The organism is Paenibacillus sp. MER TA 81-3, from assembly GCF_023713585.1.
GTDB classification, from domain to species: domain Bacteria; phylum Bacillota; class Bacilli; order Paenibacillales; family Paenibacillaceae; genus Paenibacillus_B; species Paenibacillus_B profundus.
In genome coordinates, this window is sequence record NZ_JAMAWB010000009.1 from 101,107 (window position 1) to 113,325 (window position 12,219).

Annotated in this window: 14 protein-coding genes; 3 read left to right on the forward strand and 11 right to left on the reverse strand. The window is 51.3% G+C overall.

The features are described from left to right. Positions 1-68: 68 nt before the first annotated feature. Positions 69-986, reverse strand: a complete 918-nt coding sequence (locus M3650_RS14670; RefSeq protein ID WP_251575803.1) for an NAD(P)/FAD-dependent oxidoreductase — start codon at positions 984-986, stop codon at positions 69-71. A gap of 158 nt (positions 987-1,144) precedes the next feature. Here M3650_RS14670 and M3650_RS14675 point away from each other — a divergent pair, with 158 nt between their 5' ends. Further along, complete coding sequence (locus tag M3650_RS14675; protein WP_251575805.1) at positions 1,145-1,441, forward strand: DUF5316 family protein; 297 nt, start codon at positions 1,145-1,147, stop codon at positions 1,439-1,441. A gap of 63 nt (positions 1,442-1,504) precedes the next feature. On the opposite strand, the gene gpmA is transcribed toward M3650_RS14675, so the two are convergent. Both gpmA and M3650_RS14685 read right to left on the reverse strand, forming a co-directional pair. Further along, positions 1,505-2,236, reverse strand: coding sequence for a 2,3-diphosphoglycerate-dependent phosphoglycerate mutase (gene gpmA, locus M3650_RS14680; protein WP_251575806.1), 732 nt, complete (start codon positions 2,234-2,236; stop codon positions 1,505-1,507). Positions 2,237-2,436: 200 nt separating this feature from the next. Then, positions 2,437-3,018 (reverse strand): SCO family protein, encoded by a 582-nt coding sequence (locus M3650_RS14685; RefSeq protein ID WP_251575808.1) that lies wholly within the window; start codon positions 3,016-3,018, stop codon positions 2,437-2,439. Positions 3,019-3,213: 195 nt separating this feature from the next. On the opposite strand from M3650_RS14685, the gene M3650_RS14690 reads away from it, so the two are divergent. Continuing rightward, positions 3,214-3,636: a FixH family protein gene (locus M3650_RS14690; RefSeq protein ID WP_251575810.1), complete on the forward strand. Its 423-nt coding sequence runs from the start codon at positions 3,214-3,216 to the stop codon at positions 3,634-3,636. A 24-nt stretch (positions 3,637-3,660) separates the two neighbouring features. Here M3650_RS14690 and M3650_RS14695 read toward each other — a convergent pair whose 3' ends face one another. The 7 genes from M3650_RS14695 to M3650_RS14725 form a co-directional block, all read right to left on the reverse strand. Beyond that, positions 3,661-4,338 (reverse strand): sulfite exporter TauE/SafE family protein, encoded by a 678-nt coding sequence (locus tag M3650_RS14695; RefSeq protein ID WP_251575812.1) that lies wholly within the window; start codon positions 4,336-4,338, stop codon positions 3,661-3,663. 17 nt (positions 4,339-4,355) lie between these two features. Then, positions 4,356-6,572, reverse strand: a complete 2,217-nt coding sequence (locus tag M3650_RS14700) for a heavy metal translocating P-type ATPase (RefSeq protein ID WP_251575814.1) — start codon at positions 6,570-6,572, stop codon at positions 4,356-4,358. A 124-nt stretch (positions 6,573-6,696) separates the two neighbouring features. Further along, a complete protein-coding gene (locus M3650_RS14705) occupies positions 6,697-7,284 on the reverse strand; it encodes a YitT family protein (RefSeq protein ID WP_251575816.1) in 588 nt (195 codons plus the stop codon). Between the two features lie 152 nt (positions 7,285-7,436). Further along, the gene (locus M3650_RS14710; RefSeq protein ID WP_019423993.1) at positions 7,437-7,616 is read right to left on the reverse strand and encodes a small acid-soluble spore protein H; all 180 of its coding nucleotides are present in this window, start codon (positions 7,614-7,616) and stop codon (positions 7,437-7,439) included. Positions 7,617-7,745: 129 nt separating this feature from the next. Continuing rightward, a complete protein-coding gene (locus M3650_RS14715; RefSeq protein WP_251575817.1) occupies positions 7,746-8,138 on the reverse strand; it encodes a YvaD family protein in 393 nt (130 codons plus the stop codon). A 3-nt stretch (positions 8,139-8,141) separates the two neighbouring features. Further along, positions 8,142-8,591 (reverse strand): DMT family transporter, encoded by a 450-nt coding sequence (locus M3650_RS14720; protein WP_251575819.1) that lies wholly within the window; start codon positions 8,589-8,591, stop codon positions 8,142-8,144. Positions 8,592-8,628: 37 nt separating this feature from the next. Then, positions 8,629-9,219, reverse strand: coding sequence for a TetR/AcrR family transcriptional regulator (locus M3650_RS14725; RefSeq protein WP_251575821.1), 591 nt, complete (start codon positions 9,217-9,219; stop codon positions 8,629-8,631). A 195-nt stretch (positions 9,220-9,414) separates the two neighbouring features. On the opposite strand from M3650_RS14725, the gene M3650_RS14730 reads away from it, so the two are divergent. Beyond that, complete coding sequence (locus tag M3650_RS14730) at positions 9,415-10,164, forward strand: endonuclease/exonuclease/phosphatase family protein (protein WP_251575823.1); 750 nt, start codon at positions 9,415-9,417, stop codon at positions 10,162-10,164. A gap of 85 nt (positions 10,165-10,249) precedes the next feature. Here the strand turns inward: M3650_RS14730 and pepF are convergent, their stop codons facing one another. Beyond that, positions 10,250-12,049 (reverse strand): oligoendopeptidase F, encoded by a 1,800-nt coding sequence (gene pepF / locus M3650_RS14735; protein WP_251575825.1) that lies wholly within the window; start codon positions 12,047-12,049, stop codon positions 10,250-10,252. Positions 12,050-12,219 lie beyond the last annotated feature (170 nt).

Below are 12,219 nucleotides of genomic sequence, written 5' to 3' on the forward strand. Positions count from 1 at the left end.
AGCAATCCGCATTTGCTGCTCCTCTATTAAGTGCTGAAAAAATGAAAGGGGCGAATGAAAAAGCTCTCTCAGCTTCCCCGACGGCGTACGAGCGACTTATGGATCCATATCGCCGCTTGCGCTCCTTCCCCCATTGCAATCGTGGCCTGTTCGGAATGCACGCCAATATCGCCAATTGCCCACACTCCCGGAACATTGGTCATCTTGCTGCGTGGATCTGTCGGGATGTGCTTATTTTCAAGCCGTTCAACCCCCAGTTCCGTCGCCAGATCCGTATGGACGGCATTGCCGCCAAAGGCGACAAATCCCCGCTCCGCCTCGATAAACCCGCCCTGTACGAGCTTGACTCCGGTCATCTCTCCATCTCCAGCAACCGTGATTTCGCTCATTTGTTCATGCATGACGGGGATTCCGTTCTCATTGAGTTCACGGTACATTTCATCTTTAATTGCAGTGCGCTCATGATTGATATAAATTAATTCGTTCGTCCGGCTGCGGAGGGTCAATGCCATCTCGGCACCGGTGTTGCCTGCTCCGATTACGACAGTGCGGCGGTTGCGGACTTCATAACCGTCACAGTCCGGGCATACGTACAGCGTCAGACCGAGGCATTCTCGCAGCCCAGGCACTGGTGGGAGGCGATCCATGATGCCAGTGGCAAGCAGCAGCGTACGTGCCCGATACCTCTCCCTATCCGCTCCATCGCCGACTGTGACGAAGAACCCTGCTTCCTCACTTCCGCCTGCGGATCCGGCTTTGCCAGTGACGAAGTGAACACCGAGTGTATCCGCTTGTATTCGTCCGAGCCGGCGCAGCTCATCCCCTGCAACACCGTCGGGCCAGCCCAGAATGTTGCGGTACCGGCGGCATAATGTAGAACGTCCGGTTCCCGAATCGATGACGAGCACGCGATGCTCATAGCGTCCAAGCTGAATCGCAGCCTGCAGGCCAGCAATTCCGCCGCCAATAATGATGCAATCGAACATGTGAATCTCTTCCTTCCATCGTTTCCCTGCTATTTTCCATTTTATCGTGTCCCGGCGTTGGCTTCGTTATGCTTGCACTCACTTTTCACATTCCACTATTACCCATATTTAAGTATAATAGAACTTTGGGATACATAGAGACACTGGGGGGAGAACATATGGCGAAACGGATTAATCTCGGGCTGCTTATCGTCATCGTTACAGCAATATATTGTTTGATTTGGGGGAATCTTCACCAAATGTTCGTCGGCAGCGGCTCTATCGGTCTCGGTCTATGGGCGCTTGCCGGACTGCTGTCCGGCATCTTCAGCGATGCGAACTATCAGCGGTTCAATCAAGAATATGATACCGTGGAGGATGAACAACGACGGTTGCGGTTGAACGTGACCCTATGGCTGCTTGGTCTGCCCAGCATCATAGCGGCGCTCATTCTGTATATAAGCGTTTACCGCTAAAGCCTGTAATCACGACAAAGGAGAGCCACGTGCGGCTCTCCCCGATATTATGACATGACGTCACTAGATATGTTTGGCTACGTTTCCTTCCGGCAACGGTCCTTCATTCCCTATATAGTAATGTTTAATTGGCTTCAGATTGTCATCCAATTCATATACGAGCGGTACTCCTGTAGGAATGTTCAAGTTGGCGATACCGTCTGCAGGAATGTCATCCAAATATTTGACGAGCGCCCGTAACGTGTTCCCGTGCGCAGAGATGATGACTCGCTTGCCCGCTTGAATCGAAGGCACAATCGTGTCGTGCCAATATTTGAGCACTCTTCGTTCCGTGTCCTCCAAATTTTCAGTGAGAGGGAACTCCCCTTCCTGCAATTCTTGGTACTGAGGAGCGAACGCTTCGTATCTCGAATCACTCTTATCCAAGGCAGGCGGTCTTACTTCGACCGACCTTCTCCATAAATGCACCTGTTCTTCACCATATTTCGCGGCGGTTTCCGCCTTGTTCAAGCCTTGCAGCGCACCGTAGTGACGCTCGTTCAACATCCAGGTCTTATGGACGGGAATCCACATTTGGTTCATTTCATGCAGCACAATCCACAGGGTACGAATCGCCCGTTTAAGCACGGAAGTATAAGCGATATCGAACGCAAATCCGTTCTTCTTCAAGATTGCCCCCGCTTCCCGTGCTTCGCGCAGCCCTTGATCCGACAAGTCGACGTCCGTCCATCCGGTGAACCGGTTTTCTAGATTCCACACACTCTGGCCATGACGAATAAGCACGATTTTCGGCATATGTATCCTCCTATCTGTCCATGCAATATCTAGTCTGTACTCATTTCATTATAACATAGCAAGCGTCATTGTATCCTCTTACCGGTATCTAAGCCTTCCTCCATTTCGATGGACCAATCCATGTTAGTATACAGCTTGTCGACGACCGTGCGAATCAACGTGAGCCTAGCCGGAACGTCCGTCATGCCGTTGATGCGCAATTAATCCAATAAAGCCCGCACGTCCGCTGCGATCTTGTCATGATCCGGCTCCAGGCCATCGTATTTCGTCAATACCGTTCCCGACTGGTCGACCAGAAAAAAGGAAGTGCCGTGCGTCACCTGATCCGAATCCTCCGTCTTCAGCACAAGCGTCTTGAAGGAATCACGGCTGAATTGCTCAATCGTCTTCTGGTCGTATCCCGTGACGAGCCGCCAACTGCTCGTGTCCGCCTCATATTTCCCGATGAATTGCTTCAGCTTCTCCGGTGTATCCACACTTGGATCAACGCTGAACGATACGATCTCCACCTCTTGAATCCCTTTACCTTTCAGCATGTCCTGGATTTGCGTCAAATTGTAAGTCATTGGCGGACACACCGTCGTGCAGCTTGTAAACATGAAATCCGCCAGCCATACCTTCCCTGTCATATTTCCGGTCGCAAAGGCATTTCCGTTCTGATCCACCGCAGACAGCGCGTTGACCTTCCAGTCGAAATCATTCGGTTTTTCCTTGCCCGAACAGCCTGACATGATCACGGCCAGCAGGAGCACAATCCCAAATCCGATATGTATGTTCTTCATGTTCAGCCTCCGTTTCCCAAATCTACGTCTCATTGTAACGGATTGCTGAAGTACGGCATGACTCGATCGGGCTAGTCATCCGCACAAATTTGTGACAGTTCAAATTTCTAAGTTTTGAATGCAATGATGTCATATGTCATAGTACAACCCGTAGCCGGATACACATTAACAAATTCCCTTTATGGAGATATGAAAATGAAGCTGAAACCATTCATCGTTGGCGCAGCCGCCGCCATCAGCCTGCTCCTCCTCATCAGCGCCGGCTATGCGTGGAAGGATTCGATTCAATATGAAGCAGTGATGACTGTGCAGCAGGAAGGTGTCGAGCTGCAGACGGAAATCGCACCGTTTCCGCCACAGATGCTGGCATCAGCCACACTGTCGATTCGCCTCAGTGACGGCAGCGGACAGCCGGTGAGCGGAGCGGAAATGAGCGCCACCCTATCGATGCCGCACATGATGTGCGGGCGGATTGAGGTCAAGATAAGCGAAGCGGAACCGGGTATTTACACGGGAGAGGCCGTGCCCCTCATGGCGGGAATGTGGGAAATGCTAGTCGTAGTGCATAGCGGCGGAAGCTTGGTCGAGGCCGTCCATCCATTTGAGGCCGTGCAATGAAAAGCGGCTATCTGCACCTGTGGCCTACCACAGCCATGGGTATAGATGGGGAATCCAGCCGTTCGCAGCCATGCCTCGCAATATCGACAGCAGGCCGATGATGACCGCCAACACTTTACCGGCTGTCGTCATATAACTGCGCAGCCATTTATGAATGTGGCTGGCGAACAAGGCAACGACTAATAGCGTCGGGAACGTGCTTAAGCCGAACACGGCCATGATTGCCGCACCGCTCCACGAGTTCCCGCTTGCGGCGGCGTTCATTTGCATGGCATAGGTTAAGCCGCATGGCATGAACCCGAATAGCACCCCGCTGAGCAAGATGGTCCAGCGCTCCTTGCTTCCTCGCAGCCTGGTGAGCCAACGCTGGACAACAGCCAGCCGCAGCGGGCTGAAGCGCTGGACAGGCAATGTAATTTTGCCGAACACCCATAGCATGATAAGGAGTCCGCCCATAATTCCGGATATCCCTTGGAGACCGATCAACACCCCTGCTCCATCGACGAACGATCCGATCAGGCCCATGAAGGCGCCAATAAGCGTATACGTACACAAGCGCCCCAAGTTGTAAGCGGCTGCTACGGCAAGCGGTCCTTGGTTCGCATTTAAGGCGAAGCTCGCCATCGTCCCTCCGCACATGAGCACGCAATGCGGCGCGCTCATCAGGCCCGACAGCGCGGTAAGCAGCAAGGTCTGATTCATCATTCGCCTCCTGTCGCTCATTTCGAATGCTGCAGCCGCAGCGCGTTGCTTACTACGGATATGGAGCTTAACGCCATGGCAGTCCCGGCCATCCACGGCTCCAGCCAGCCAATGACCGCAAGCGGAATGGCGAGCACGTTGTAGATGAGGGCAAACGACAAATTTTGCTTGATGTTCGTCATCGTCTTCTGGCTAATGCGGATAGCATCCGTCAATCCGGTAAGATGACCACGCACCAGATTGACATCCGCCGCCTCAACGGCTATGTCAGCGCCGGTCCCGATCGCGACGCCGATATCTGCCGCAGCTAATGCGGGAGCATCGTTAACTCCATCACCGACCATCGCGACCTTCCTGCCTGCCTGCTGCAGCTTCTGCAGTACTTTGACTTTATCATCCGGCAAGGAACCGGCATGCACGCTGCGGATCCCAACTTCCTGCGCAATCGTCAAGGCCGTTCGTTCCTGATCACCTGTGACCATGACAACGTCGACCCCCCACTTGCGCAATGTGTCAATCGCTTGGACTGACGTGGCCTTGATGCTGTCACGAGCCGCCAATAAGCCGGCCAGTCTCCCCTGAATAGCCACATACAACACCGTCTTCCCTTGCGACTCGAACTTGACGGCCTCCGCCATATCGTGGACCTTCACGCCGTCTTTGCGCAGCCAGTGGGCTGTGCCGATGAGCACGTCCTTCCCCCCGACCGATGCGCGAATGCCGTAGCCGGGAAATGCCTGGAAGCCGGAAGCAGGCGGAACCGCGAGACACTTGGCCTCCGCTTCGGCCACGACTGCACGGGACAGCGGATGCTCTGAGTGGACTTCTGCGGCGGCCGCGTATCGGAGTAGAGACATCTCGTCGATGCTGCCGACTGCGATATAATCCGTTAATTTTGGCTTCCCTTCCGTAATCGTTCCCGTCTTGTCCAGCAGTATGGTATCGATTTGCTGGAGCATTTCGAGATGCTTTCCATCCTTGAACAGAATGCCTTTTTTGGCGGCCTTGCCCGAACCGACCAGCACAGATGTGGGCGTCGCCAATCCGATTGCGCAAGGACAGGCGATGACAAGCACAGAGATGGCATGTTCCAGCGCTTCTCCGAAATCGCCCGGAGCGAACACGAACTCCCACGCCGCAAAAGTAATCGCTGCAAAGCTCATTACGATCGGAACGAATAATTCCGCAATATCATCTGCATGACGCTGAATCGATGGTTTCGTATGCTGAGCCTGCACGACCAATTGGATCATATGGGACAAGGCCGAATGACTGCCTATTTTCTCAGCTTTCACATGCAAAGTCCCGTTCAGGTTGACCGTTCCGCCGATAACGGTATCCCCGCTATGCTTATCCACCGGCTGTGATTCTCCGGTTAGTAAGGATTCATCAATCGCTGACCATCCGATGATGACGGTTCCATCTGCGGGAATTTTTGCTCCGGGCTTAATGACAATTGTATCGCCGGGAAGAACTTCCGCCAGCGGAACACGTACAACAGTGCGCCCCCGCAGCACATCGGCTTCCTCAGCCTGTAGTGCATGCAGCTGCTCCAGCGCATACAGCGTCCGTTTTTTCGCCATCGCTTCCAGCCATTTACCAAGCAGAACGATGGTGATAATCATGGCGCTCGTCTCGAAATATAACGGCGGATGCTGTCCAATCGCAGTTGCATTGGGATGAAATACAACATAATGACTGTATAAATAAGCCGCCGATGTGCCGAGGACAACAAGAACGTCCATATTGGCGCTCTTATGCCGAAGCGCACGGTAGGCACTCGTATAGAAAGGTCTGCCAATGACAAACTGCACGAACGTCGCCATTGCAAATTGAAACCAAGGATTCAGGAACAGTACGGGAATCCAAATGCCGGAAGTAAAGTGAAAATGGTTCACCATCGTCCATAGAAGTGGAATGGTAAAGCATGCGGACAGGAGGAATCGGTTACGCAGCCGATTGCACTCCGCACTGGTCGAGGCTGACTTGGCGAACAGATTCGTTTCGACGCAGGCGTCGAATCCGAGACGCTTGATGTTGTCTGTAATCTGCTCTACCGGAGTTGTCGTATGATTGAACGTCACATCCCCTTTTCCCAGAGCAAAGTTGACGTTGATTTCATGGACTCCTTCCATTTTGCTGACGACTTTCTCGATTCGTGCCGCACATGCGGCGCATGTCATGCCTGAGATCGACAAAGACTGCCGTTCCATAGTAGGCTGACGGTTGCTCATCTTTCATCTCCCCTTACACAGTTGTTCAAAACGTCCCATTAGTGACCTTTTTTGAACTACGCTTATAGACAAGCCTTTCAGACAGTATATGAAGAGGTTGAGATTTTAGGATAGCCCGATAGGGCTATGTCTTGCCTTTCGATACACACAGGCTTGTCATGATGCCGCCGCTGGAAATCGCAATGAGAGAAAGCAGCAGTGTCTCCGTCGAAATAAGCAAGCCGCCAATACCAATCACGATCGCATCCATAATGAAAATAATGAAGCCTGCATTGATATTAAGCACATTGGAGATGTGCTTCGCCAACAGATCAGTTCCTCCCGTACTTGTTTCGAATCGCAGCATGATGCCTATACCCGTTCCAATGATGAGGCCTCCGATCGTGGAGCTCATCGGTGGAGATAAGTTCACATAATAGAGAAAATGATATTGCAGCGGTTCGAACAAATCGATAATGAAGGATGATATGAACATTCCGTGCAGACTGTTGTAAAACAATTCGCGTCGGTATACCCATGCCACAGCGAAGATCGGAATGCTGCATCCGATAATGACCAGCCCCACCTTCGTTCCAAACAAATAATTCAGTATGAGCGAGATGCCAACGATTCCTCCGTCGAGCACCTTGAAGGGGACAAGAAAAAGTTGAATTCCTGCAGCGATTAATAAACTCCCAAGTAATATTGCAATTGCTTTGTGGACATACCGCACCTTGATCAACTCCGCTATAGGCATGTCTTATATATATGCGCGCGCGGATAAAAATTGCCGCAATCCTATGGACTGGCTGTCCCATACACAACAACAGGCGATGGGAATCTGTCTCCCATCGCCTGTTCTGTTTTAATGTGGTCGAATGGTCATCATCGTTCCACTAAGCTGCTTAAAGGGACCTCCCGTTCTTGCTCCGGTTGGTCAAGCGGAAAGATGCGGGCCGTCTCATTCTGTTCGTTCACGTGTTGAATATAAATCGGCGTTCCCTCATAGGTGACCTCCACCACGTCCGGTGAAGCCGCAATCTCCATAGCTCGCTGCTTATTCATACTCGATACCTCCCTCTTGGCTATACGTTAGTAATGTTGTCGCAAGGAGGTCCATTTATTCCTATCTCCAGCCGTGATGGCCTTATTCCGTCTTCTTCGCGCAGCGATCGGCCAGCACTTGCATCAGACCTAGCGGACCGCCTGTCGACGCAGCAATAGCGGAATGAAACAGAGCGGATAGAGAAGCAGATACACATTCGGTATCCACCAAGCCAGATCGAATTCGAGGCGAATCGCCCAGTAGGAGATCGCCTGCAGTCCTGAGCAGAACGTAAGTACGAGCGAAATGAGCGCCCACATGCGCCAAGCTTCCCGTCTGCGCTTCTGCAGCAACATACTGTATAGACCGGTAAACGAGATTAACAAATCTAGGGGCATGAAAGACCAGTTCCATGCGACCAATATGGGGTTGCTGTAATCGCTGTATAGATATTGAGGCGGAATCAGCTCTAACGCCGTCACCGCCCAATACAAGATGAATCCGACATCTGTTATCCAGAAAAACACTCTCATCCATCGCATCGCTTATTCCCTGCTCTCGACGATTTTGACGTCGCTAGTTAGAGTGGAAACGGTTGATTCCGCAGCAATTGGGATCGACCGTTCCTCCTTTTCCGAGCTCTGAACGGCTCGAACATCATTCACTTCACTGGCATGCGCTCCTCCGCCAATGTTCAGGCCGATTACACCGAGAATGATTAAGATGATGGATGCAATCTTCAGAAAAGTCAGCTCCTCTTGAAAATACATGTAGCCGATAACGGCGATGGCCGCCGTTCCAACGCCAGACCAGATGGCATAGGCGACACTGACGTTAATTTGCTTGAGCGAGAAATTCAAGCTAGTGAAGGCCAATAAATAAAAAACGATCATAAGTGCCGACGGCAGCAGCCGCGTAAAGCCTTGCGACAGCTTCATCGATACCGTCCCGGCAATTTCCAGTACGATAGCGCCAAGCAAAAAGAGCCAATGCATCGTTGTCACTTCCTTTTATGAGGTTGTTACTCGCTCTTTATCCTTCCCTTGCATCATTCACATTCTCTTGAGCTGCAGACAAACCAAAAGTCAGCATCTCCGCCATCGTTTCGACAGCCTGCCGCAATGTACAGGACGAGCGCAATAAGAAGTCCGGATCAAATATTGCTGCTGACGCACCTATCATCATTTGCAGCACGCTCGGGACATGCACGGGACGGATATCACCGGCTGCTACCCCTTCTTCGAGAATGTTTTTCACCGTTCCCCATCCGCACTCTTCTTGCAAATAATTATTGATTTTGCTCCATTCATTCGGGGCGAACCGCTTCATCTCCGCCAGCAGCCGTCTATCGCTCAGCTTCAGACCGCTTGGAACAATGGAAAGCACCTGCTTCAATTTCTCGACACAGCTTAAGCTGTCGTCCTCATATATTCCTTTTTCGATTTGAATGACCTCTGCGATGGATTTGTCGACGATCGCCCCGATCAGCTCCTCTTTAGACGCAAAGTGCTCATAGATGGTCCGTTTACTCGTGCCTAACTCACTCGCAAGATCACTCATCGTGAACTTGAGACCATGCGATGTCATCAATTCCAAGGCGGATTGCATGAGACGGTCTTTCATGTGTGTCTCCCTCCTCGCTGTAACATGGGTACTAATATATTTTTTTTAGTACCATCACATCAGTATATTTTATCCCGTAAATCCCTGTCAAGCGCCGCTTGCTATCTTATATCCGAAAATGATATAACATATTCACCCAGATTCAATAACTGGTCATACTAGTTCAAGCAGCTTCTAGAATAAGGCAGGTATCTTATGCAACTCAACATATTGACGTTCAATATACATCATGGCAGAGGGACAGACGGCAAGTTGGACCTGAGCCGGATCGCACATATCATTGAAGCAAGCGGTGCAGATGTCATCGGATTAAATGAACTGGATCGGAGCTTTTTAAGAAGGAGCGCTTTGGTCGATCAACTGCAATGGTTGGCTGAACGCTTGAACATGCATGCGGCTTTCGGAGCGACGGTGACTCTGCCTACATTGAAAAGAACACCAAGACAGTACGGAAACGGCCTTCTCTCCCGTTTCCCAATCATCAGCCACTCCAATCACCCCTTGAATGTGCTTCCGATTAAGCTCGAAGGACGCGCCATGCTGGAAGCATGTCTGCTGGCACACGGGCAACCGTTTAAATTGTTCGTGACCCACTTAAGCATTAATCCGGTGTTGAAAGCAATACAAGCGAATAGGATTCGCAATAAGCTTATCAATGAATCAATGCCGCACCTTGTGATGGGTGATTTTAATTTAAGACCGGGGACAGCAACCTGGCTGAAAATGAATGACTGTGTGCGCGACGTGTGTCATGCTGCTCACTCATCTCCCGTGCACACTTTTCCCTCGTATCGTCCTTTGTTTCAGTTCGATTACATCTTCGCCAGCTCACACTTCCAGATCGATTCGGTCGAAGCGCTTCGCCTCCTGCCTTCTGCTTCAGATCATCTGCCATTGAAGGTGTCGCTCACTCTGGCTAACAATCCGATTTCAGGGCAGCATTGAACCTGACTAGATCGACGAAGCCGGCACTCTGCACAGAGATGCCGGCTTCGATCAATAGACCTCGATTCAATTCAATTGAGCTTGCCTAGAACAAGCTTTCCAATTCATCCACCAGAGAGCCTACATAAGCGACAGCCTGTTGGATCGGTTGGCGCTCGGACATATCAACACCAGCCAGCTTCATCAGCTCCAACGGACTGAGCGTTCCTCCGGCTTTGAGCGCTTGCAGCCAGCGATCTACAGCAGGCTGGCCTTCCTCCTGAATCAAGCGGGCCGCTGCCGTAGATGCTGTCAGACCGGCGGCATATGTGTATGGATAGAGCTGCATGTAGTAGTGCGGCTGGCGCATCCAGGTCAGTCTTGCGCCTTCATCCAGCTCCACTTCATTGCCCCAGAAGGATGACAACACCTCGCCCTTTTTCTCTGACAATGTCTTTGCAGTAATAGGCTCATTGGCCATCGCCGAATGATAGACGCGTCTTTGCATTTCACCTTCGAGAAGGTGGGTGACGAAGTTATGGTAATACGTATTCAAGAGCTGCATAATGACCCACCGACGCATGCGGTTGTCTGTCGATTGGCTCATCATATGCTGAGCCAGCAGCATCTCATTCATCGTTGATGGCGCTTCGATGAAGTACAGGGACGGGCGCGTGTTGACCAGTCTTTGATATCGTCCTGCCAGCATAAAATGCCCAGCATGGCCAACTTCATGAGCAAGCGTAAACATGCCCCTCATGTTGTTCGCCCAAGACACGAGAATGTATGAGTGCGCTCCGTAAATAGACGAACAGAATGCGCCTGTCGATTTGCCGACATTATCCGCGTAGTCGACCCATCTCTCGGAGAATGCGGTCTTCACAATCTCTCCGTACTCAGGGCCCATAATTTGCAGCGCGTCCTGAACTAAGCGGCTTGCTTCTTCATAGGTGATCTCTGGATTGAACTCCGGATCCAACGGCGCCTTCAAATCACAATACAGCATCTTGTCCAAGCCGAGGACACGCTTCTTCAGTCTGGCTAGCCGGCGCATATGGGGAGCCAGCTCTGCTTGAATGACATCGAGAATATTGTTATACATGTCCATCGTTACCTCTTGCGGCTGAAGCAGCATATGGGTAACAGATTCATAGTTCCGCTGACGGGACAGCACGATTTGCTTCTTTACTTCCGTCGCATACGTCTCGGCAAACGTATTCTGATAGGTTGATAGCGTTTTTGAGAACGATTGAAACGCTGCCCGCCGCAGCACAATATCCGGAGACTGCTCATACTTGTTCTCATATAGAGCAAAGGATACAGGCAATGTGTTCCCGCTCTTGTCTTGCACCTGTTCAAATGTCATATCCGACAGCTTGCTTCGCAGGTAGATTCGATAAGGCGCACCAAGGACCTCCCCCAGCGACGCCAGAACCGCTTCCGTCTCCGCGGATAGCTGATGCGGCTTCGTCTCCAGCAGCAACAGCAGACTTCTCCGATATACTTGCAGTTCGGGCTCTTCCTCGAAGTAGCGCTGAAGTGTACCATTCGGCAGCGCCAAAATCTCCGATTTGACAAACGATAGCGCGGAGGACACCTCAGACATAATGTTCCCGGCCCGGCCCGAATTGGCTTGGTGATCCGAGTTCGTGCTGTCTTCGGATAGACACAACCGCGCGTATGCGGATACCTTGCCAATCCGTTCTTGAAGTGCTTCCTGCGCATTGAGGCAAGACAACAAGGTTGCGGCGCTCTCATGTAATTGACCCTTATATTGCGTCACCGTACCTACATCTGCATGAATGGATTGCAGCTCAGCTTCCCACGCCTGTACGGTCGTAAACAAATCTTCCAGCTTCCACGTTGCCTCCTGCGGGACTTCGGCGCGTGTCAGTCTCTTTTCCATCTTTATTTACCCCTCTCACCATTGGAATGAACAGTTCGAATTATGTTCTATTATAAAATAGTACCATATACTAACAATCTAGTAAAAAGACTTCTCCTGACCGCCAATCTTTCGCAACTTATGTACGATGGTAACCCAATCGGAAACCGCCGCGTAAATTGGGCGGCTTC

What these genes read in the sequence shown, in the direction of transcription:
- M3650_RS14715 (WP_251575817.1), bottom strand. Translation starts at nt 8,138, where the DNA reads ATGCGATGGATGAGAGTGTTTTTCTGGATAACAGATGTCGGATTCATC.
- M3650_RS14720 (WP_251575819.1), bottom strand. Translation starts at nt 8,591, where the DNA reads ATGCATTGGCTCTTTTTGCTTGGCGCTATCGTACTGGAAATTGCCGGG.
- gpmA (WP_251575806.1), bottom strand. Translation starts at nt 2,236, where the DNA reads ATGCCGAAAATCGTGCTTATTCGTCATGGCCAGAGTGTGTGGAATCTA.
- M3650_RS14695 (WP_251575812.1), bottom strand. Translation starts at nt 4,338, where the DNA reads ATGAATCAGACCTTGCTGCTTACCGCGCTGTCGGGCCTGATGAGCGCG.
- M3650_RS14685 (WP_251575808.1), bottom strand. Translation starts at nt 3,018, where the DNA reads ATGAAGAACATACATATCGGATTTGGGATTGTGCTCCTGCTGGCCGTG.
- M3650_RS14710 (WP_019423993.1), bottom strand. Translation starts at nt 7,616, where the DNA reads ATGAATAAGCAGCGAGCTATGGAGATTGCGGCTTCACCGGACGTGGTG.
- M3650_RS14700 (WP_251575814.1), bottom strand. Translation starts at nt 6,572, where the DNA reads ATGAGCAACCGTCAGCCTACTATGGAACGGCAGTCTTTGTCGATCTCA.
- M3650_RS14725 (WP_251575821.1), bottom strand. Translation starts at nt 9,219, where the DNA reads ATGAAAGACCGTCTCATGCAATCCGCCTTGGAATTGATGACATCGCAT.
- M3650_RS14730 (WP_251575823.1), top strand. Translation starts at nt 9,415, where the DNA reads ATGCAACTCAACATATTGACGTTCAATATACATCATGGCAGAGGGACA.
- M3650_RS14690 (WP_251575810.1), top strand. Translation starts at nt 3,214, where the DNA reads ATGAAGCTGAAACCATTCATCGTTGGCGCAGCCGCCGCCATCAGCCTG.
- M3650_RS14670 (WP_251575803.1), bottom strand. Translation starts at nt 986, where the DNA reads ATGTTCGATTGCATCATTATTGGCGGCGGAATTGCTGGCCTGCAGGCT.
- pepF (WP_251575825.1), bottom strand. Translation starts at nt 12,049, where the DNA reads ATGGAAAAGAGACTGACACGCGCCGAAGTCCCGCAGGAGGCAACGTGG.
- M3650_RS14675 (WP_251575805.1), top strand. Translation starts at nt 1,145, where the DNA reads ATGGCGAAACGGATTAATCTCGGGCTGCTTATCGTCATCGTTACAGCA.